Origin of the sequence: Pseudomonas sp. PvP027 (assembly GCF_017833005.1) — a bacterium.
GTDB classification, from domain to species: Bacteria; Pseudomonadota; Gammaproteobacteria; order Pseudomonadales; family Pseudomonadaceae; genus Aquipseudomonas; species Aquipseudomonas congelans.
Genome location: NZ_JAFIBK010000001.1, coordinates 3,585,624 through 3,604,975, shown reverse-complemented (window position 1 = coordinate 3,604,975; position 19,352 = coordinate 3,585,624). Strand labels below are relative to the sequence as shown.

Annotated in this window: 18 protein-coding genes; 6 read left to right on the top strand and 12 right to left on the bottom strand. The window is 57.6% G+C overall.

Translation table 11 applies throughout. The annotated features are described in order from the left end of the window. Positions 1-60: 60 nt before the first annotated feature. Positions 61-1,419 carry a glutamine synthetase family protein gene (locus JOE33_RS15380; RefSeq protein WP_002555767.1) on the bottom strand — a complete coding sequence of 453 codons (1,359 nt, stop codon included), beginning with the start codon at positions 1,417-1,419 and terminating at the stop codon, positions 61-63. Between the two features lie 593 nt (positions 1,420-2,012). On the opposite strand from JOE33_RS15380, the gene JOE33_RS15375 reads away from it, so the two are divergent. After that, positions 2,013-3,389 carry a glutamine synthetase family protein gene (locus tag JOE33_RS15375; RefSeq protein ID WP_003413528.1) on the top strand — a complete coding sequence of 459 codons (1,377 nt, stop codon included), beginning with the start codon at positions 2,013-2,015 and terminating at the stop codon, positions 3,387-3,389. Positions 3,390-3,720: 331 nt separating this feature from the next. Then, positions 3,721-4,365 (top strand): TetR/AcrR family transcriptional regulator, encoded by a 645-nt coding sequence (locus tag JOE33_RS15370; protein ID WP_187625500.1) that lies wholly within the window; start codon positions 3,721-3,723, stop codon positions 4,363-4,365. 46 nt (positions 4,366-4,411) lie between these two features. On the opposite strand, the gene JOE33_RS15365 is transcribed toward JOE33_RS15370, so the two are convergent. The 8 genes from JOE33_RS15365 to JOE33_RS15330 all read right to left on the bottom strand — a co-directional run bounded on the left by JOE33_RS15365 (position 4,412) and on the right by JOE33_RS15330 (position 12,673). Next, on the bottom strand, positions 4,412-5,503 hold the full coding sequence (locus JOE33_RS15365) for an RHS repeat-associated core domain-containing protein (protein ID WP_187625501.1): 1,092 nt from the start codon (positions 5,501-5,503) through the stop codon (positions 4,412-4,414). A 144-nt stretch (positions 5,504-5,647) separates the two neighbouring features. Then, positions 5,648-5,863: a TOBE domain-containing protein gene (locus JOE33_RS15360; RefSeq protein ID WP_002555770.1), complete on the bottom strand. Its 216-nt coding sequence runs from the start codon at positions 5,861-5,863 to the stop codon at positions 5,648-5,650. Between the two features lie 26 nt (positions 5,864-5,889). Continuing rightward, positions 5,890-6,702 carry an aliphatic sulfonates ABC transporter ATP-binding protein gene (gene ssuB / locus JOE33_RS15355; protein ID WP_096101952.1) on the bottom strand — a complete coding sequence of 271 codons (813 nt, stop codon included), beginning with the start codon at positions 6,700-6,702 and terminating at the stop codon, positions 5,890-5,892. Continuing rightward, a complete protein-coding gene (gene ssuC, locus JOE33_RS15350; RefSeq protein WP_032614408.1) occupies positions 6,699-7,496 on the bottom strand; it encodes an aliphatic sulfonate ABC transporter permease SsuC in 798 nt (265 codons plus the stop codon). The genes ssuB and ssuC overlap by 4 nt, the downstream gene beginning before the upstream one ends. A 28-nt stretch (positions 7,497-7,524) precedes the next feature. Next, complete coding sequence (locus JOE33_RS15345) at positions 7,525-8,490, bottom strand: sulfonate ABC transporter substrate-binding protein (protein WP_010435801.1); 966 nt, start codon at positions 8,488-8,490, stop codon at positions 7,525-7,527. A gap of 506 nt (positions 8,491-8,996) precedes the next feature. After that, complete coding sequence (locus JOE33_RS15340) at positions 8,997-9,635, bottom strand: peroxiredoxin (protein ID WP_024648852.1); 639 nt, start codon at positions 9,633-9,635, stop codon at positions 8,997-8,999. A gap of 169 nt (positions 9,636-9,804) precedes the next feature. Continuing rightward, positions 9,805-11,151 (bottom strand): OprD family porin, encoded by a 1,347-nt coding sequence (locus JOE33_RS15335; RefSeq protein ID WP_096103306.1) that lies wholly within the window; start codon positions 11,149-11,151, stop codon positions 9,805-9,807. A gap of 1,081 nt (positions 11,152-12,232) precedes the next feature. Beyond that, positions 12,233-12,673: a hypothetical protein gene (locus tag JOE33_RS15330; protein WP_054993777.1), complete on the bottom strand. Its 441-nt coding sequence runs from the start codon at positions 12,671-12,673 to the stop codon at positions 12,233-12,235. On the opposite strand from JOE33_RS15330, the gene trmL reads away from it, so the two are divergent. Next, a complete protein-coding gene (gene trmL, locus JOE33_RS15325) occupies positions 12,672-13,127 on the top strand; it encodes a tRNA (uridine(34)/cytosine(34)/5-carboxymethylaminomethyluridine(34)-2'-O)-methyltransferase TrmL (RefSeq protein ID WP_002551469.1) in 456 nt (151 codons plus the stop codon). The genes JOE33_RS15330 and trmL overlap by 2 nt on opposite strands. 488 nt (positions 13,128-13,615) lie before the next feature. On the opposite strand, the gene secB is transcribed toward trmL, so the two are convergent. From secB to JOE33_RS15310, 3 genes are read right to left on the bottom strand one after another with little or no spacing between them, the layout of a single operon-like run. Further along, positions 13,616-14,104, bottom strand: a complete 489-nt coding sequence (gene secB / locus JOE33_RS15320) for a protein-export chaperone SecB (protein ID WP_003372189.1) — start codon at positions 14,102-14,104, stop codon at positions 13,616-13,618. Between the two features lie 40 nt (positions 14,105-14,144). Then, a complete protein-coding gene (grxC, locus tag JOE33_RS15315; protein WP_002551467.1) occupies positions 14,145-14,396 on the bottom strand; it encodes a glutaredoxin 3 in 252 nt (83 codons plus the stop codon). Between the two features lie 2 nt (positions 14,397-14,398). Next, complete coding sequence (locus JOE33_RS15310) at positions 14,399-14,812, bottom strand: rhodanese-like domain-containing protein (protein ID WP_187625502.1); 414 nt, start codon at positions 14,810-14,812, stop codon at positions 14,399-14,401. A 156-nt stretch (positions 14,813-14,968) separates the two neighbouring features. On the opposite strand from JOE33_RS15310, the gene gpmI reads away from it, so the two are divergent. The 3 genes from gpmI to JOE33_RS15295 all read left to right on the top strand — a co-directional run bounded on the left by gpmI (position 14,969) and on the right by JOE33_RS15295 (position 19,351). Beyond that, positions 14,969-16,501 (top strand): 2,3-bisphosphoglycerate-independent phosphoglycerate mutase, encoded by a 1,533-nt coding sequence (gene gpmI, locus JOE33_RS15305; RefSeq protein WP_187625503.1) that lies wholly within the window; start codon positions 14,969-14,971, stop codon positions 16,499-16,501. Between the two features lie 153 nt (positions 16,502-16,654). After that, positions 16,655-17,980 (top strand): murein hydrolase activator EnvC, encoded by a 1,326-nt coding sequence (locus tag JOE33_RS15300; RefSeq protein ID WP_054993776.1) that lies wholly within the window; start codon positions 16,655-16,657, stop codon positions 17,978-17,980. Between the two features lie 33 nt (positions 17,981-18,013). Continuing rightward, positions 18,014-19,351, top strand: coding sequence for a S41 family peptidase (locus tag JOE33_RS15295; protein ID WP_010433148.1), 1,338 nt, complete (start codon positions 18,014-18,016; stop codon positions 19,349-19,351). The last annotated feature ends 1 nt before the right edge of the window (position 19,352 follow it).

Below are 19,352 nucleotides of genomic sequence, written 5' to 3'. Positions count from 1 at the left end.
TCCTTTGATCAGGTCAGTTGGCAGAGCGCCGCGCATTAACCGCAGCGGCGCTCTGCGTGATCAGACGGCGAAAAGCAGGAATTCCCGCTCCCACGAACTGATCACGCGCTTGAAGTTTTCATGCTCGGCGCGCTTGACCGCGACGTAACCGATGATGAATTTCTTGCCCAGGTATTTTTCGATGGTCTTGCTGTTTTCCATGCGCTCCAGCGCGTCTTCGATGGTCAACGGCAGACGCAGATTGCGCCGCTCGTAACCTCGTCCGACCACCGGAGCGCTCGGATTGATGCCTTCGACCATGCCGATGAAGCCGCACAGCAGACTGGCGGCGATGGCCAGATAAGGGTTGGCATCGGCACCCGGCAGGCGGTTTTCCACGCGACGGTTCTGCGGTACGGCGTCCGGAACACGCAGGCCGACGGTGCGATTCTCTTCGCCCCACTCGACGTTTACTGGCGCCGAGGTGTCGGGCAGAAAGCGCCGGAACGAGTTGACGTTGGGCGCGAACAGCGGCAACAGCTCGGGGATGAACTTCTGCAGACCACCGACGTGGTTCAGAAACAGCTCGCTCATGGTCCCGTCTTCATTGGAGAAGATATTCTTGCCGGTCTCGATGTCGATGATGCTCTGGTGCAAGTGCATGGCACTGCCCGGCTCGCCGGTCATCGGCTTGGCCATGAAGGTCGCCGCGACGTCGTGCTTGAGGGCGGCTTCGCGCATGGTGCGCTTGAACACCAGAATCTGGTCGGCCAGCGACAGGGCATCACCGTGACGGAAGTTGATTTCCATCTGCGCCGTACCGTCTTCGTGGATCAGCGTGTCCAGGTCCAGGTTCTGCAGTTCGCACCAGTCATAGACGTCTTCGAACAGCGGATCGAATTCGTTGGCTGCTTCGATCGAGAACGACTGACGGCCGGTTTCCGGACGCCCGGAGCGTCCGATCGGAGGCTGTAGCGGATAGTCAGGGTCGTCGCTGCGCTTGGTCAGGTAAAACTCCATCTCCGGCGCCACGATGGGCTGCCAGCCCTGATCGGCGTAGAGCTTGAGTACCTTCTTCAGCACGTTGCGTGGCGACAGCTCGATGGGGTTGCCTTGCTTGTCGTAGGTGTCGTGAATCACCTGCGCAGTGGGCTCGACCGCCCAGGGCACCAGATACACCGCGTTCTGGTCGGGACGGCAGATCATGTCTATGTCTGCCGGGTCCAGCAGCTCGTAGTAGATATCGTCCTCTACGTAGTCACCGGTCACCGTCTGCAACAGCACGCTTTCAGGCAGGCGCATGCCTTTTTCAGCGATGAACTTGTTGGTCGGCGAGATCTTGCCGCGGGTAATCCCGGTGAGGTCGGACATCATGCATTCGACTTCGGTAATCTTGTGTTCTTTCAACCAATCGGTGAGCTGGTCGAGGTTGGTACTCATAAATACCTCAGGGTTTTATTGTCCTGATCGTGATCAGGCGTTCCAGACGCATTGGCGTCATGATGTACAACTCGTTTCGGCAGACGCCGATTAGGGGTAAGGTGACAGCTGCGGGGCCGGATTTCCAGACGGCCGCGGTCACACCGACGACGCCGCTATAGTGGTAATGTCCAGCGTTGAGAGTAGAGCAGACTGGCTTCGAGAGCCGTTCAGGGATGTCGCAATACGTGGCAACCCACCACGAGCACCGATATCACAGGCATGATGGGCGCTGTAAGGACTTGATAGTCGCGTGTCGACCAGGGAAAGGTGAAGCATTTGACCCCCGCTATTGTTGCTCTACTGGGTTGAGATCGAGCTTAGCCTCGTTCATTTTTTTATACAACAACCCGTTAAGAATAGAAGACAGGCCGCTCTAGCTCATATTTAAAAGCGGTCAGAAACGGAATAAAACGCCCTAAATAGCAGCAAAAAAGGCCATATGGCGCAGTTTTAGGGCAAAAGAGGCTCTATTGACTTCATCATGGCTTTCGGATTGACTGAGATCCGCAATCATTGATGATTGATATTTTTAACAACAAAGGTGTTGCATCATGTCGGTACCCCCGCGTGCCGTTCAGCTTAACGAAGCGAACGCGTTCCTTAAGGAACATCCTGAGGTTCTGTACGTTGACCTTCTGATTGCAGATATGAATGGTGTGGTGCGTGGCAAACGCATCGAACGCACCAGCCTCCATAAGGTTTACGAGAAGGGCATCAACCTGCCTGCCTCTTTATTTGCTCTGGATATCAATGGCTCCACGGTGGAAAGCACCGGCCTGGGCCTGGATATCGGTGATGCTGACCGAATCTGTTATCCCATCCCCGACACCCTGTGCAACGAGCCATGGCAAAAGCGCCCTACCGCGCAATTGCTGATGACCATGCACGAACTCGAAGGCGACCCGTTTTTCGCCGACCCGCGTGAAGTATTGCGTCAGGTCGTCGCCAAATTCGACGAAATGGGCCTGACCATCTGCGCCGCGTTCGAGCTGGAGTTCTACCTGATCGATCAGGAGAACGTGAACGGTCGCCCGCAACCGCCCCGCTCGCCGATCTCCGGCAAACGCCCGCATTCGACACAGGTCTATCTGATCGACGACCTCGACGAATACGTCGATTGCCTTCAGGACATCCTCGAAGGTGCGAAGGAACAAGGCATCCCTGCCGACGCCATCGTCAAGGAAAGCGCCCCGGCCCAGTTCGAAGTCAACCTGCATCACGTCGCCGACGCGATCAAGGCGTGTGATTACGCCGTATTGCTCAAGCGCCTGATCAAGAACATCGCCTACGATCACGAGATGGACACGACCTTTATGGCCAAGCCCTATCCGGGTCAGGCGGGTAATGGTCTGCACGTTCACATCTCGATTCTGGATCGCGATGGCAAGAACATCTTCACCAGCGAGGATCCCGAGCAGAACGCCGCATTGCGTCACGCAATCGGCGGTGTGCTCGAGACCCTGCCGGCACAAATGGCCTTCCTGTGCCCGAACGTCAACTCGTACCGCCGGTTTGGTGCGCAGTTCTATGTGCCCAACTCACCGACCTGGGGTCTGGATAACCGTACTGTCGCCGTTCGCGTACCGACCGGCACCGCCGATGCGGTACGTATCGAACACCGCGTTGCCGGTGCCGATGCCAACCCGTATCTGGTGATGGCATCTGTCCTGGCCGGCGTGCACCACGGCCTGGTCAACAAGGTCGAGCCTGGCGCCCCGGTAGAAGGCAACTCCTACGAACAGCACGAACAGAGCCTGCCGAATAACTTGCGCGATGCATTGCGTGAGCTGGACGACAACCCGGTGATGGCCAAGTACATCGACCCGAAATACATCGATATTTTCGTGGCCTGTAAAGAGAGCGAGCTGGAAGAGTTCGAACACTCCATCTCCGACCTCGAGTACAACTGGTACCTGCATACGGTCTGATTGAGGCCGAGCAACACAAAACGCCGCAGGCTTTGAGTCTTGCGGCGTTTTTGTCTGGTGTCCCCCCCGGACACCTATCGTTCCTCACGCTCCAGCGTGGGAATGCCGTTCTGGACGCTCTGCGTCCGATCTTGAACATGCGGTGCGGCCCGAATTTGTGACGCAGAGCGTCACGAACTGCGTGCCAACGCGGAGCATTGGCACGATAAACAGTTGGATTTGTGTATACCGATGAGCGCGGAGCGTGGGAGCCATAATCGTTTGGCGACGACAGCGATTCATCCCGTCAGAATCCCTTACAATGCCCGCAGCCCACCCAAGAGCCACGCCCATGACCCGCGCCGCCACTCCTCGCAAACCTCAAGCACGCAGCCAGGCCAGAATCGATTCGATTCTCGACGCCGCACGTACGCTGCTTGCCGAACAGGGGGTGGCCAGCCTGTCGATCTACAGCGTTGCCGAGCGAGCCGGCATTCCGCCATCCTCGGTGTACCACTTCTTCGCCAGCGTACCCGCGCTGCTTGAAGCATTGACCGCCGACATCCACGCCGCCTTTCGCGCCTCGCTGCAGGCTCCCATCGATCACGATCAGCTCACCACCTGGCGCGACCTGTCACGCATCGTCGAGCTGCGCATGCTGGCCATCTACAACGCCGACGCCGCCGCCCGGCAATTGATCCTCGCCCAGCACGGCCTGACCGAAATCAACCAGGCCGATCGACAGCACGACATTGAACTGGGGCACTTGATGCTTGAAGTGTTTGACCGCCACTTCCAGTTGCCCGCACTGCCCGACGATGTAGATGTGTTTGCGCTGGCGATGGAACTGGGGGATCGGGTGTATGCGCGGTCGGTTCAGTTACACGACGAGATTACACCGCGCATGGCCGAAGAAGGCATGCGGGTGTTTGATGCTTATCTGGGACTTTACTTACCTGCATTCTTGCCAAAAAGAGAATTGCTTCAAGCCCTGTGAGCCTCGAATGCCCGTAAGCGTGCGATATTCATAATTCCATCACTCGCTAAAAAGGCGCCTCGGACGCTCGCGGCAATGTCAATCGCGCACCGGCCTCGGTATGACGTATGGAAATAGCCCTGTATAAATGCTCCTTTATAACCAGCTCCATATCCCCCAAACCACGCGGCCCTAAACCTCCCTCCCCCATAGTACCGAAGCGATAATCCCGCCCCGGCATTCTAGCGGGGTAATGGCTCATGTGAACGGTGTAAACGGCGGGCGTCGAGCCAGGCTTATAGTTAGCTGCAACCTCGGCGAAGTCTGAAGCCATTGTTCTGGTGGGGGCTACATAGAACCCCCTCCCACTGCTTAAACCTGCGGAGCTATTCATATATGAGGGATTGAGCCCTTGCATCAAACTTTTTCCATCCTCTAGCGTCGAGCCATGGAAGCCTATCAAGGTTTTGTCCATATCAAATGCTGATTTGGGCGAAGCAAGCTGAACGAGCGACTGACTTCTTTCAAGCTTTCCTGCAGGCTGATCAAGAAGTCTTCTCGAGTTCGACGTGGCTGATCGACCGAGCGTAAGAATCCTGGAAAGGACTTTTATTAAAGACCACTTCCCACTGTGCCCTGTAGGGTCACGCTTATTCATCGGATCACCTTCACAGTAGGCGTACGAATTGATCCCGCCGGCTGCAAATGGACTGAGACTGTCCGGGCTGTTAAATCGCATCAACACCGGATTGAACGCTCGGTAGCCATTACCCAAAAGATAGTGTCCGGACACCGGATCACGTAGCTCGCCGTTAAATCCCATTAAACAATCAAATCCATTTTCGGCATCGCTATAACCGTAAGCACTGTAGGCAGCAGACTCGATGCCCGCGCCACTCACCCCGTGTAACACCGAAACCGGTTGATCGGTCGCCAACAGGCTCGTTTCATAGCCGGTAACCGAGTGCTTTTGTTGGGCCAGTAAGTGCTCGTCATGACCAAAAATCGTATGCCGAATCGCCCCCTGGATATGCGTGGCCAGACGGCTCTTGCAGTAGAAACGTAGCGCAGCGCCCTGACCGGCCGGCGAGGTACTCGCCAGACGGTCAAGCGGATCGTAGCGATAGCGGCACAATACCGCTGAGGTGGTAGGCGTCATGGCGTTCTCCCGCCAGTGTTCGAGCCATCAGCTTCGACCTCAATGGCGGCATTGCCTAGCTGGCAGATCTACTAGGATCGCCCTGACGACAAACAGAAACGCCCCGGAGGGGCTTTCACCGTCCGGGGTGTTCCATTACGGCAATTACAACTTGGCAATGGAGACTTCAGTCGACTTCACGAAGGCAATCACTTCACTGCCAACGACCAGCTCCAGCTCCTTGACCGAGCGGGTGGTGATGACCGAGGTCACGACGCCCGATGCGGTCTGTACGTCGATTTCCGACAATACGTCGCCGTGGACGATTTCCTTGATGGTGCCTTTGAACTGGTTGCGAACGTTGATGGCTTTGATAGTCATGGCATGTCTTCCTTTGGGGATCAGGGTTAATTTGCCCAGCGCAATTGCGTGGGCAGTGGCGAAAACGGTTCCGGGTCGGGTGGCGAGCCAGGGAGTGCCAGCACGCGGTTGAGCACTTCGGCCTCCAGTGCCGCAAGGCGATGCGAGCCACGAACACGCGGACGTGGCAGGTCGACCAGCAGATCGAGACCGATCTGCCCTTCTTCGATCAGGATCACTCGGTCGGCAATGGCCACAGCCTCGCTGACGTCGTGGGTCACCAGCAGCACCGTGAAACCATACTGGCCCCACAGCTTTTCGATCAGTTGCTGCATTTCGATCCGGGTCAGGGCGTCCAGCGCGCCCAACGGCTCGTCGAGCAACAGCAGGCGCGGTTTGTGAATCAGCGCACGGGCCAGGGCAACACGCTGCTTCTGACCACCGGACAATGCGGCAGGCCACTCGTTGGCGCGCTCGGCAAGGCCGACGGCCTCAAGCGCTTCAAGGGCCTGCGCCCGCCAGTCGCCGCTCAGCCCGAGGCCGACGTTGTCGATGATCTTTTTCCAGGGCAGCAAGCGCGCTTCCTGAAACATCAATCGCGTGTCTTCGCGAGCATCGTTCAATGGCGCAGAGCCGGCCAGCAACTGCCCTTGCGTCGGTTTGTCGAGGCCGGCGAGCAGGCGCAACAGCGTGCTTTTGCCGCAACCGCTACGGCCGACGATGGCAACGAACTGACCGGCAGGGATGTGCAGGTCGATGTCCTTGAGCACTTCGCGGGTGCCGAACGCTTTTTTCAGCTTGTGCACCGCCAGCGGGATGCCACGCAGCAAGTGTGGAGGTTGCTGTTTCAGACTGGTCATGCGGCACCGCCTTTGCTCACTTGATAGGCCGGGTGCCAGCGCAGGCAGACACGTTCCAGGCCACGCGCCGCCAGATCGGCCAGCTTGCCGAGTACGGCGTACAACACGATGGCCAGCACCACGATGTCGGTTTGCAGAAATTCCCGCGCATTCATCGCCAGGTAGCCAATGCCGGAGCTGGCAGAAATGGTTTCCGCGACGATCAGCGTCAGCCACATGAAGCCCAGCGCAAAGCGCACGCCTACCAGAATCGAAGGCATGGCGCCCGGCAGGATCACATGACGGAACAGGCTGAAACCGGACAGGCCATAGCTGCGGGACATTTCCACCAACGCAGGATCGATGTTGCGGATGCCGTGGTAGGTGTTCAGATAAATCGGGAACAGGGTGCCGAGCGCGACAAGGAATATCTTGGCGGTCTCATCGATACCGAACCACAGGATGACCAGCGGAATCAGCGCCAGGTGCGGCACGTTGCGGATCATCTGCACCGAGCTGTCCAGCAGACGCTCACCCCATTTGCTCAGGCCGGTAATAAAGCCCAGCGCCAGACCGATGCCGCCGCCAATGGCGAAACCGATCCCGGCGCGCCAGCCGCTGATAGCCAGATGCGTCCAGATTTCGCCGCTGGCGACCAGGTTTATGCCCGCTTCGATGACCGCGCTCGGCGCGGGCAGAATGCGTGTGGATAACCAGCCGGCGCTGACCGACAGCTGCCAGACTGCCAACAACAGGACTGGAAGTGCCCAGGGCGCCAGTCGATGAACGATGCGTTGCGAAGCACTGAGGCTCATGGAGTTGTCTCCTCGAAGGGCCTGACGATCACTGTGCTTGAGCAACAGCAGCAGGAGGTGTCCAGACCACATCAGCAATGCTGAGCGGCTTTGGAATCAGCTTGAGCTGGTAGAAGGTGTCAGCGATTTTCTGCTGTGCCGCCACCACCGGCGGAGTGATGAACTGCGCGCCGTAGCCCTGACGCTTGACCGAGGTCAGGGTGATGTCGGCCGGCAGCCCCAGTAACGGTGCGACCTGTCGGGTCACTTCATCGGGATTGGCCTTGGACCACTCGCCCACCGCACGGACCTCTTCGATCAGGGCCTGAATCACCTTGGGGTTTTTCTGTGCGTACGGCTTGGTCGCTAGATAGAACTGATGGTTGTCGACAATGCCGCTGCCGTCCTTCAAGGTCCGCGCCTGCAGTTGCTTTTCAGCAGCGGCCTGGTACGGGTCCCAGATGACCCAGGCATCCACGCTGCCCCGCTCGAAAGCGGCACGCGCATCGGCCGGAGGCAGAAAGACGGTCTGGATATCGGTGTATTTCAGACCAGCATCTTCCAGCGCCTTGACCAGCAGGTAATGGACGTTCGAGCCTTTATTGAGGACGACTTTTTTGCCTTTCAGGTCTTTGACCGAGGTAATCGGGGAGTCTTTGGGCACCAGGATGGCTTCACTGGTCGGCGCTGGCGGCTCGTAGGCGACATACAGCAAGTCCGCGCCTGCGGCCTGGGCGAAGACCGGCGGTGTTTCGCCAGTGACGCCGAAGTCGATAGAGCCGACGTTCAGCCCTTCAAGTAGCTGCGGGCCGCCAGGGAATTCGGTCCACTGGACTTTCACGCCCTGTTCGGCCAGACGCTTTTCCAGCGAACCCTTGGCCTTGAGCAGCACCAGCGTGCCGTACTTCTGGTAACCGATGCGCAGATCTTCCGCCTGGGCCTGAGTGACCGCACCAAGAGCGACCGCAGCAGCAAACAGCGCGACAAGGCCTCGACGCAAAATGACAGTGCGCATATGCGCTCCTTTACCTATTTGAAGTGGTCCCCTGCTCGACCATTGAGGAAGGAGCAAGGTGGGAATAGGCACGACATTAGCAGCCATTTTTTATATCTATAAATCTTATTTATTCATTTAGTTATTCCATAAATGAATATATAAAGGTCTCGCTGATAGCCAGCTGCGTCCGATCCTGACTTTGCAGCGCGACGAAGATTTGTGACGCAGAGCGTCACCCACGGCATTCCCACGCTGAAGCGTGAGGAACGATCATCTCAACTATCGTTGGCACGCCGCTCTGGACGCTCCGCGTCCGATCCTGACTTTGCAGCGCGACGAAGATTTTTGACGCAGAGCGTCACCCACGGCATTCCCACGCTGGAGCGTGAGGAACGATCATCTCGACTATCGTGCCCATGCTCCGCGTCCGCGCTTGATCGCGCGCATAGCAGGCGGCCATGGGGGAGTAATAAAAAAGGGCCGATAAATCGGCCCGAATAACCCCACGCTTGGTAGATCGAAAATCAGCGGTTTGGCTGTGGTGTCAGGCGCAGGTAAGGCGTGACCGCCTTGTAGCCCTTGGGAAAGCGTTGCTTGATCTCGGCTTCGTCCTTGATCGACGGCACGATCACTACGTCATCACCGTCCACCCAGTTGGCGGGCGTAGCGACCTTGTAGTTGTCGGTCAATTGCAGTGAGTCGATAACGCGCAGAATCTCGTGGAAGTTACGCCCGGTGCTGGCCGGATAGGTAATGGTCAGACGCACCTTCTTGTTCGGGTCGATCACGAACAGCGAGCGCACAGTCAGCGTGTCGTTGGCATTGGGATGAATCAGGTCGTACAGGTCGGAAACCTTGCGATCAGCGTCGGCCAGAATCGGGAAGTTGACCAGGGTGTTTTGCGTGGTATTGATATCGTCGATCCACTTGATGTGCGAATCGACCGGGTCCACCGACAGCGCAATGGCTTTCACGCCGCGCCTGGCGAACTCGTCTTTCAATTTGGCAGTAAAACCCAGCTCGGTGGTGCACACCGGCGTGAAGTCAGCCGGATGAGAAAACAACACACCCCAGCTGTCGCCGAGCCATTCATGAAAACGGATACGACCCTCGCTGGATTCCTGCTCGAAGTCAGGGGCGATGTCGCCAAGTCGCAGTGTCATGGTGTTGCTCCTTGTCTGTATCGGGTAGGCCTTGGTATAGCACTACTGTGCGCCCTGTCGAGAGAAGTTAAAAAGAATAAATAATGCGCCTCATAGACCTGCCAGGAATATCAAAAAACAGGCAAAAGAAACCCCGCACGGGGCGGGGTTCCTTTGAGCTTCAATACACTTACATGAAGTTGTAGGTGTAGTTGAAGAGGATACGGGTTTGATCGGTATCGGCAGTGGTAGCGACGTCACCACGGAAGGTGCCGTGACGTACAGTGGTACCGAAGCCCTTAAGTGGACCACTCTGAATTACGTAGTCGACGCGCATATCGCGTTCCCACTCAGAGTGACTACCCAGATTGCGGTTGACGTCACGGATGTCATCACCGCTCAGGTAAGCAATCGCGGCCTTCAGGCCCGGAACACCAACCTTGGCGAAATCATACGAGTACTGACCGAAGGTGGTGTTTTCACCCGCGCGGTTGAAGCCGTTGATCATCGAATCAGTGAACAGGTAGAAGCTCGAACCGCCGTTACCTTCAGGGCGACCGCGACTGTCCACTACGTTACCTTGGCCAAGATAGACCATACCGCCGCTGTCACCTACTTGCTGGTGACCAACCATGAACGAGTGACCGCCCAAGGCGTAAGTGAACATTGCAGACCAGGTCTGGTTGTCGACTTCGCCGGTGTGCGAGGCGTAACCACCGTTGTTGTTGAAACGATAGCCTGATGCAGCCTCACTGTTTTTACCGTCAGAGCTGCTGTTGAAATAACGCAGGTCGGTCTTGAAAGACTGATCGCTATCGATCTGATAGACGTGAACCAGGCCCAGGAAGTGTTGCTTGTAGAAGTCTTCCAGGTTGGCGTAGTAGTACTGCAGGGTCAGGTCTTTGGTGACTTTCCAGTCAGCACCCGCGAAACGGAACTGGTCGGAGGTCTGGGAAGCGCCGGCCACGGACAGGTCAGTCCAGTTGCTCGAAGCACGACCGATGGATTTGTTCAGCTGACCAGCTGTGAAGGTAACGTTGTCCAGATCCTTGGAAGTCAGGATGCCGCCCTGGAAAGCCTGAGGCAGAAGACGACCATCGTTGCTGACCAGAATTGGCAGGTTCGGTGCCAAAGCATTACCGACCTTCAATTCAGTTTTGGAGAAGCGCATCTTGGCGTTGGCGCCAACACGGGACCAGTCGCTGACCGAAGAACCATCAGTATCGGTCGGAACAACGGTGTTAGATGTGTTGGCATTATGGTGCTCAATGCCGCCACCCAAATGCAGACCCATTACAGCTTGCGCATCAAGGCCAAAACCGACGGTCCCCTGAGTAAATCCAGAGAGGTAGTCGAATTTCAGACCGGTAGCGGTTTCACGCTGGTCGGAAGCACGGAAGCCTTCACGCAAGTCGTTATTGAAATACAGAGTACGAGAACTAACGGACGCTTTGCTGTCTTCCAGGAAACCAGCTGCACCGGCCTGCTGAGCCAATACACCAACGGTTACGGCCAAGGCCAGGGTGGACTTCTTCATTACTACGCTCCTCGTGAATCTAATTTTTTATGTCTCTGGTGCCGGGCGTTGCCCTGACCCAGAGATATTGCGAAAGGCGACAGTCCCGACCTGGAGGTCAATGGTTTCTGTACACCCCGACTTTTGACTAGACCGCGTATGTCATTGGCCGCACGTCAGTGAACACTTTTCATGCCTAAAAGGAAGCATTTCTTCAACCCCTAAGAACAATCAGGCATATGTCACAACTCGTGTCAGCCAGGACGTCACGGAGTGTATCGACCTAATTGTGTAATTCCCAAAATTTATTTTGATACCGTTCGTCAGATCGTTTGGTTTTGTGCCACTGACCAGCCAAACCGAAGCCGGTCGGTCATAATCCCTTACGACAGCGCGCCATTTGCCTTCCGGCAAAAGCCTTTCAAAACGGGCACTTCAGAGAGGTTAGTGATGAAATATGACAGTTGTCACCACTTTGACGGCTAGCGCTGCCAAGCCACGAAATATTTTCCAAAAACCACTCAAAACGTCCTTCTTCAGTACTTTTCAGCGTCCGAAACACGCGTTGAACTGTAGTCGAGGTGAACAAAAAAGCAATTTTGTTGTCCGGCGCCCGCCCTCTCAGCCGATTGGCCAATGCGCAGAGGGCTCTCGATGTGCAGTCGCCAGAGGAAAATCTCTGCAAGCCGATGCTTGAAGTCAGGTCTGCGCGCGCAGTCATCCAGGCTGATACCTGGCAGGTTCAGCCTCATTAATGCATCAGTATGGGTGTGTGCATCGTTGCGGTGCGCAAATAGGGTGCATGTCCTGACGACGCACAGCCGGGGCTGCCGTGGCATTCAGGGTTCAGGCTGGTGTCACCAGGCATTCATGGAAGACAGGGAACTGATCGGCCATGATTTTGTAAAAATTAATAAATATTCATTAAATTCAATTACTTGGGTAATCGAAAGCTTTCTTTCTATCAGAAATACTTAATTGAATATGACTAATCGGGCCCGCTCTTTCGGATTAATTCTCAAAACTGGCACGCCCCCTGCAAGAGGTATTACATCACCAGTTTTGGGGACCTTGGTACAGGCAGGCCGGGGATTCCCCTCTTTTATTCCTCCCGGAGACTGACCTCCAGTCTCCAGCGCCCGTCCACCTTCTCAGTGCGCCAGTCGCCATGAAGTGGGCGGGCTGCCAGGAGCGTCAGCACCAACCCCTTCTCTCCTCGTTCAACCTTCCAGCGCGCAACCCGATTGTCGAACCTCAGTTGGCCCGTCCACGGCTGCCCTGAAGCATCGACGTTGAGTACCACCGCGCCATCGACTGTCGCGCCGCGATACTTCGGTTCTTCGTTGAACCACAGCGCCAGACCGGCAGGCAACTCTTCGATCTGCTCCAGCTGGACCGGATCAGGCTGCTGCAGGCGGCCGATAATCGTGCCCACGGTAAACCCGAGAATCGCGATGGAACCAAGAACACGCGGCCATAGCTTCGGTCTCGGGTCCTCTTCAAGGGTAGAATGCATCCCGTCCTTTCGTTCGGAGCCGTGCATGTTTCACGTCATCCTTTTTCAACCAGAAATTCCGCCGAATACCGGCAATGTCATCAGGCTATGCGCCAATAGTGGCTGCACCCTGCATTTGATCGAACCCTTGGGTTTCGAGCTGGACGACAAGCGCCTGCGCCGTGCCGGGCTCGACTATCACGAGTATGCCACGCTGCAGACACATGCTGACCTGGCAAGCTGTCTGGAGAAGATAGGCAACCCAAGGTTGTTCGCCTTCACCACCAAAGGCTCGCGCCCTTTTCATGATGCGAGCTTTGAGCCGGGCGATGCATTTCTGTTCGGCCCGGAAAGCCGCGGCCTGCCCGCCGATATCCTCGACTCGCTGAGCAGCGAGCATCGCCTGCGACTGCCCATGCGAGAAGGCTGCCGCAGTCTGAACCTGTCCAACACCGTCGCTGTGGCGGTTTATGAGGCGTGGCGCCAGCACGGGTTTGCTTAGGCTTCAGTGCGGGACCCTGCTGCGCCATATGCCTGTTATCTGACTGACACTCGTGCCAATGCTACGCGTTGGCATGGATTGGGTGACGAGTTGCGTTACACAGCGGTTCTGCGATGCCAGGTGGATTGGGGATCGACTCAGGTCACCTTTTCGCCCCTCGGCGACTCACTTTGAGGGACCAAAGTGAGCAAAGTCCCAAGCTCCGTTTCCGGCCCGACTTCGTCGGGTTCCTTCGCCCTGTCACTGATCCGGGGGTCGCCGCAACGGGCCATCCATGGCCCGGTGCGGCTAGCCTGGCGTCCTGCCAGGCTCCCCCCGGATCAGCGCCAGGACTCAGCCGTCACTTACGTCGCACTCTGCGTCGTCAGTAGCATCGCGATAAAAAGCATACGGACAGCATGCACGACGATGTGCACGGTCAGCCGCTGCTGTTTGAACAGGCACAAAAAAGCGCCCCGAAAGGCGCTTTTTGCTTGCAGCGGTAACGCTTACTGAACAGTCGGCGTTTCGCCAGCTTCCTGCATGCGTTGCAGTTCTTGCGCGTACAGGGCGTCGAAGTTCACCGGAGCCAGCATCAGCGCAGGGAACGAACCACGTACGACCAGGTTGTCGATGGCTTCGCGAGCGTAAGGGAACAGGATGTTCGGGCAGAATGCGCCGAGGGTGTGGCTCATTGCGCCGTCGTCCAGGCCCTTGATCAGGAAGATACCGGCCTGTTGCACTTCAACGATGAAGGCAACTTCGTCGCCATTATTGACGGTCACGGACAGGGTCAGTACGACTTCGTAGAAATCGCCTTCCAGCTGCTTCTGACGGGTGTTGAGGTCCAGGCTGACGGTCGGCGTCCACTCCTGACGGAAGATCGCCGGGCTTTTTGGCGCTTCGAACGACAGGTCGCGAACGTAGATACGCTGCAGGGAGAATTGTGGGCCGTTTTCTTCGTTGGCAACAGCGTCGTTGTTCGGTTGGTCGGTCATCTCGGATCCTTGTCAGATTAGGCTGAAAGAGTAAGGGGTATCAGGCCAGCAGCGCATCGAGCTTGCCGGCACGCTCCAGAGCAAACAGGTCGTCGCAGCCGCCCACGTGGGTCGAGCCGATCCAGATCTGCGGTACGGAAGTACGACCGGCCTTCTTGGTCATTTCGGCTCGCAGCTGTGGCTTGCCGTCGACCCGGATTTCCTCGAAGGCCACGCTCTTGCTCTGCAAAAGCTGTTTGGCACGGATGCAATACGGGCAGTAGTCGCTGGAATAGACGATGACTTGAGCCATGTTCACTTCACCAGAGGAAGGTTATCGCCGCGCCAGCTGGAAATACCGCCGGACAGCTTGGCCGCCTTGAAGCCGGACTTGAGCAGCTCGCGGGCGGTGGTGCCAGCATGCTGCCCCATTGCATCGACTATGATCAACGTCTTGTCCTTGTATTTCTCCAGTTCGGCGGTACGGGTCAGTACCTTGTCCTGGGGGAAATTCAGGGAGCCGACGATGTGCCCTGCGGTGTAATCCTTCTTCGAGCGCACGTCGATGATCACGCCCTGATCGCTGTTGACCAGCGCGGTCAGCTCGCGAGTGCTAAGGCTGGCGCCGCCCTTGCTCATTTCGTAAGCAATCAGCAGTCCCAGCAGAATGACGAAGGCACCGGTGATCAAATAGTGGTTAGTGGCGAATTCAAGCAGGTGAGCAACCATCAGTAGGTTCCAGGGCGTTAAAATGTCGGCCAGTATACACAGCAGCCAAGGTCGGCCAAAGTCCGTACGGCAGTGACGCCGTTTGAACTTGTCCTTAAAATGCCGTTCCCTTGTACTTTGTTCATCTCTTTATCCAATCAGCATCGAGTGGGTTCTATGACTGCCACGCCAAAACCTCTGGTTCTTATCATCCTGGATGGCTTCGGACACAGCGAAAGCCACAAGGGCAATGCCATTCTGGCCGCGAAGATGCCCGTCATGGATCGTCTTTACCAAACCATGCCCAATGGCCTGATTTCCGGGTCTGGCATGGATGTCGGTCTGCCGGACGGGCAGATGGGCAACTCCGAGGTCGGGCACATGAACCTGGGTGCCGGCCGCGTGGTGTATCAGGACTTCACTCGGGTGACCAAAGCGATTCGCGATGGCGAGTTCTTCGAAAACCCGACCATCTGCGCCGCTGTGGATAAAGCCGTCAGCGCCGGCAAGGCCGTGCACATCATGGGCCTGCTGTCCGATGGCGGCGTGCACAGCCACCAGGACCATCTGGTTGCGATGGCGGAACTGGCGGTCAAACGCGGTGCAGAAAAAATCTACCTTCATGCTTTCCTCGACGGTCGCGACACACCACCGCGCAGCGCGAAGAAATCCCTTGAGCTGATGGACGCAACCTTCGCCCGCCTGGGCAAGGGCCGTACTGCCACGATCGTCGGCCGTTACTTCGCCATGGACCGTGACAACCGTTGGGACCGGGTTTCCTCCGCCTATAACCTGATCGTCGACAGCACCGCCGATTTCCACGCAGACAGCGCCGTTGCCGGGCTCGAAGCCGCCTACGCACGCGACGAGAACGACGAGTTCGTCAAAGCCACCCGCATCGGCGACGCCGCCCGCGTGGAAGATGGCGACGCAGTCGTGTTCATGAACTTCCGCGCCGACCGCGCCCGTGAACTGACCCGCGTATTCGTCGAAGACGACTTCAAGGACTTCGAGCGCGCCCGCCAGCCGAAGGTCAACTATGTGATGCTGACCCAGTACGCGGCCAGCATCCCTGCGCCGTCCGCTTTTGCTGCGGGCAGCCTGAAAAACGTGTTCGGCGAGTATCTGGCCGCCAACGGCAAGACTCAGCTGCGCATTGCCGAAACCGAGAAATATGCCCACGTCACCTTCTTCTTCTCCGGCGGCCGTGAAGAACCGTTCCCGGGTGAAGAGCGCATTCTGATTCCGTCGCCGAAAGTCGCTACCTACGACCTGCAGCCGGAAATGAGCGCGCCGGAAGTGACCGACAAAATTGTCGATGCCATCGAACATCAGCGTTACGACGTGATCGTCGTCAACTACGCCAACGGCGACATGGTTGGCCACAGCGGGATCATGGAAGCCGCGATCAAGGCCGTGGAATGCCTGGACGTGTGCGTCGGACGCATTACCGAGGCGCTGGAGAAAGTCGGTGGTGAGGCGCTGATTACCGCTGACCACGGCAACGTCGAGCAGATGACCGACGACTCCACCGGACAGGCGCACACCGCACACACGTCCGAGCCAGTGCCATTTGTTTACGTTGGCAAACGCCAGCTGAAAGTTCGCCAGGGCGGTGTTCTGGCCGATGTCGCGCCGACCATGCTGCACCTGCTGGGCATGGAGAAGCCGCAGGAAATGACCGGCCACTCGATCCTTGTGAACGAGTAATCCGGTAAAAACCGGCCTTTAGCCACCAGGCAAGGCCGGTTTTTTATGTTTCAGGCCTCAAAGCAGTGGCTGCGAGGCGTTTTTTTTGCAGCGCATGGCGGGCATACTAGGCCTGACATTTTTTCTCACAATTCCTCGGTATCGCCCACCCACATGCTTCGCGCCTTGATTGCCCTTGCTCTGATCTGCCTGCTCAATCCGGCGTTTGCCGAAGACGAGCGTGTGCAAACCCAAAAACAGATAGATGCTGCGCGTCAGGATGTGACGGAGCTGCAAAAAGTCCTGGGCAAGCTTCAGGAAGAACGTGCAGGCGTCCAGAAGGACCTGCGCACCACTGAAACCGAAATGGGCAAGTTGGAAAAGCAGGTCGAGGTCCTGCAAAAGGAACTAAAAAAGACCGAAACCGAGCTGCAAAAGCTCGACAGTGAAAAAAAGAAACTGAACAGCGCCCGCGTTGAACAGCAACGCCTGATCGCCATCCAGGCCCGCGCCGCTTACCAGAGTGGCCGTCAGGAATACCTCAAGCTGCTGCTCAACCAGCAACACCCCGAGAAGTTCGCCCGAACCCTCACGTATTACGATTACCTGAGCCAGGCGCGCCTGGAGCAGCTACGCAATTTCAATGAAACCCTGCGCCAGCTTGCCAATGTCGAAAAAAACATCGACCTGCAACAGGCCCAACTGCTGGTGCAGAAAAGCAGTCTGGACAGCCAGAGCGAAGAGCTGGCCAAGGTTCGCCAGGAACGTCAGCAGGCGCTGGCCAAGCTGAATCAGGACTACAAGGCCCGCGACCAGAAACTGCAGGCCCGTCAGCAGGATCAGGCCGACCTGGCCAAAGTCCTCAAGACCATCGAGGAAACCCTGGCCCGCCAGGCGCGTGAAGCCGAAGAAGCTCGCCAGAAGGCCCTGGTTGCAGCCCGCGAGGCGGAGGAGAAGCGTCAGCGCGAAGCTGAAGCCGTTGCTCGTAATAACAGCAGCAACAGTAGTAGAAAAAGCGATGATGAACCGGCACCGCGTCGCCCGGTCAAAGCCCCAGGCGCAGTCGTTTCCAGTGCCGGTGTCTCCTATGGCGGACCTTTTGCAGAGGCCAAGGGAAAACTTCCATGGCCTATCGATGGTCGACTGCTTGCGCGTTTCGGTGAAGCCCGCGGTGATGACGAACGGACCAAATGGGACGGCGTCATGATCAGCGCCGCAGCCGGAAGCCAGGTACGTGCCGTGCATGGCGGACGAGTGGTGTTCGCCGACTGGTTGCGCGGTGCCGGGCTTCTGGTCATTCTCGATCATGGCAACGGTTATCTGACCCTTTACGGGCATAACCAGAGCCTGCTCAAGTCGGCAGGTGACATTGTAAAAGCCGGTGAAGCGATTTCCACGGTCGGCAATAGTGGCGGTCAGGACACGGCAGCGTTGTACTTTGCTATTCGTCAGCAGGGTCGCCCCAGCGATCCGGCCCAATGGTGCCGCACTCAAGGATAAGTCGGCGTCAATATCTGTAGGAGTTCGTTAGACATGCTGCATTTGTCCCGCCTCACCTCGCTGGCCCTGGCAATTGCCATCGTTATCGGCGCGCCTCTGGCGCAAGCTGCCGAAAAGACCGCGCCAGCCACGCCTGCAGCAGTCTCGCCCGCCAAAACCAATGCCGCCGCAAAGCCACCGCTGCCGCTCGACGAGTTGCGCACCTTTGCCGAGGTCATGGACCGGGTCAAGGCGGCCTATGTGGAGCCGGTCGACGACAAGACCCTGCTGGAGAACGCCATCAAAGGCATGCTCAGCAACCTTGACCCGCACTCCGCCTACCTCGGCCCGGAAGATTTCCAGGAGCTGCAGGAAAGCACCAGCGGCGAGTTCGGTGGGCTGGGCATCGAAGTCGGCGTCGAGGACGGTTTCGTCAAGGTGGTTTCGCCCATCGACGACACACCGGCTTCCAAGGCGGGCATCGAGGCAGGCGACCTGATCGTGAAGATCAACGGCACGCCGACCCAGGGCCAGAACATGCAGGAAGCGGTCGACAAGATGCGCGGCAAGATCGGCGAAAAGATCACCCTGACGCTGGTCCGCGATGGCGGCACGCCGTTTGACGTGACCTTGGCGCGGGCAACCATTCAGGTCAAGAGCGTCAAGGCGCAGATGCTGGAAAATGGCTACGGCTATATCCGCATCACCCAGTTCCAGGTCAAGACCGGTGACGAAGTCGGCAAGGCGCTGGCCAAATTCCGCAAGGACAACGGCAAGAAGATGAGCGGCCTGATTCTCGACCTGCGCAACAACCCGGGCGGCGTGCTGCAATCGGCGGTGCAGGTGGCGGACCACTTCCTCACCAAAGGCCTGATCGTCTACACCAAGGGCCGTATCGCCAACTCCGAGCTGCGCTTCTCGGCAGACCCGGCAGACGCCAGCGAAGGCGTGCCTCTGGTGGTGCTGATCAACGGCGGCAGCGCCTCTGCATCGGAAATCGTTGCCGGCGCCCTGCAAGACCAGAAACGCGGCATCCTGATGGGTACTGACACCTTCGGCAAAGGCTCGGTGCAGACCGTCCTGCCGCTGAATAACGATCGCGCCCTGAAGATCACCACAGCGTTGTACTACACGCCGAACGGCCGCTCGATCCAGGCTCAAGGCATCAACCCGGACATCGTGGTACGTCGGGCCAAGGTCACCAACGAAGCGGACGGCGAGAACTACAAGGAAGCCGACCTGCTGGGTCACCTGGGCAATGGCAACGGCGGCGCGGACAAACCGACCGTCAAGAGCGGCGCAGCAGCCAAGGCGCGTCCGCAGGATGACGACTTCCAGCTCAGCCAGGCGCTCAGCCTGCTGAAAGGGCTGAGTATCACCCGCGGCAATTGAC

Coding starts and splice junctions, on each gene's coding strand:
- JOE33_RS15380 (WP_002555767.1), bottom strand. CDS start 1,419: ATGAGTACCAACCTCGACCAGCTCACCGATTGGTTGAAAGAACACAAG.
- JOE33_RS15375 (WP_003413528.1), top strand. CDS start 2,013: ATGTCGGTACCCCCGCGTGCCGTTCAGCTTAACGAAGCGAACGCGTTC.
- JOE33_RS15370 (WP_187625500.1), top strand. CDS start 3,721: ATGACCCGCGCCGCCACTCCTCGCAAACCTCAAGCACGCAGCCAGGCC.
- JOE33_RS15365 (WP_187625501.1), bottom strand. CDS start 5,503: ATGACGCCTACCACCTCAGCGGTATTGTGCCGCTATCGCTACGATCCG.
- JOE33_RS15360 (WP_002555770.1), bottom strand. CDS start 5,863: ATGACTATCAAAGCCATCAACGTTCGCAACCAGTTCAAAGGCACCATC.
- ssuB (WP_096101952.1), bottom strand. CDS start 6,702: ATGACCAGTCTGAAACAGCAACCTCCACACTTGCTGCGTGGCATCCCG.
- ssuC (WP_032614408.1), bottom strand. CDS start 7,496: ATGAGCCTCAGTGCTTCGCAACGCATCGTTCATCGACTGGCGCCCTGG.
- JOE33_RS15345 (WP_010435801.1), bottom strand. CDS start 8,490: ATGCGCACTGTCATTTTGCGTCGAGGCCTTGTCGCGCTGTTTGCTGCT.
- JOE33_RS15340 (WP_024648852.1), bottom strand. CDS start 9,635: ATGACACTGCGACTTGGCGACATCGCCCCTGACTTCGAGCAGGAATCC.
- JOE33_RS15335 (WP_096103306.1), bottom strand. CDS start 11,151: ATGAAGAAGTCCACCCTGGCCTTGGCCGTAACCGTTGGTGTATTGGCT.
- trmL (WP_002551469.1), top strand. CDS start 12,672: ATGTTTCACGTCATCCTTTTTCAACCAGAAATTCCGCCGAATACCGGC.
- JOE33_RS15330 (WP_054993777.1), bottom strand. CDS start 12,673: ATGCACGGCTCCGAACGAAAGGACGGGATGCATTCTACCCTTGAAGAG.
- secB (WP_003372189.1), bottom strand. CDS start 14,104: ATGACCGACCAACCGAACAACGACGCTGTTGCCAACGAAGAAAACGGC.
- grxC (WP_002551467.1), bottom strand. CDS start 14,396: ATGGCTCAAGTCATCGTCTATTCCAGCGACTACTGCCCGTATTGCATC.
- JOE33_RS15310 (WP_187625502.1), bottom strand. CDS start 14,812: ATGGTTGCTCACCTGCTTGAATTCGCCACTAACCACTATTTGATCACC.
- gpmI (WP_187625503.1), top strand. CDS start 14,969: ATGACTGCCACGCCAAAACCTCTGGTTCTTATCATCCTGGATGGCTTC.
- JOE33_RS15300 (WP_054993776.1), top strand. CDS start 16,655: ATGCTTCGCGCCTTGATTGCCCTTGCTCTGATCTGCCTGCTCAATCCG.
- JOE33_RS15295 (WP_010433148.1), top strand. CDS start 18,014: ATGCTGCATTTGTCCCGCCTCACCTCGCTGGCCCTGGCAATTGCCATC.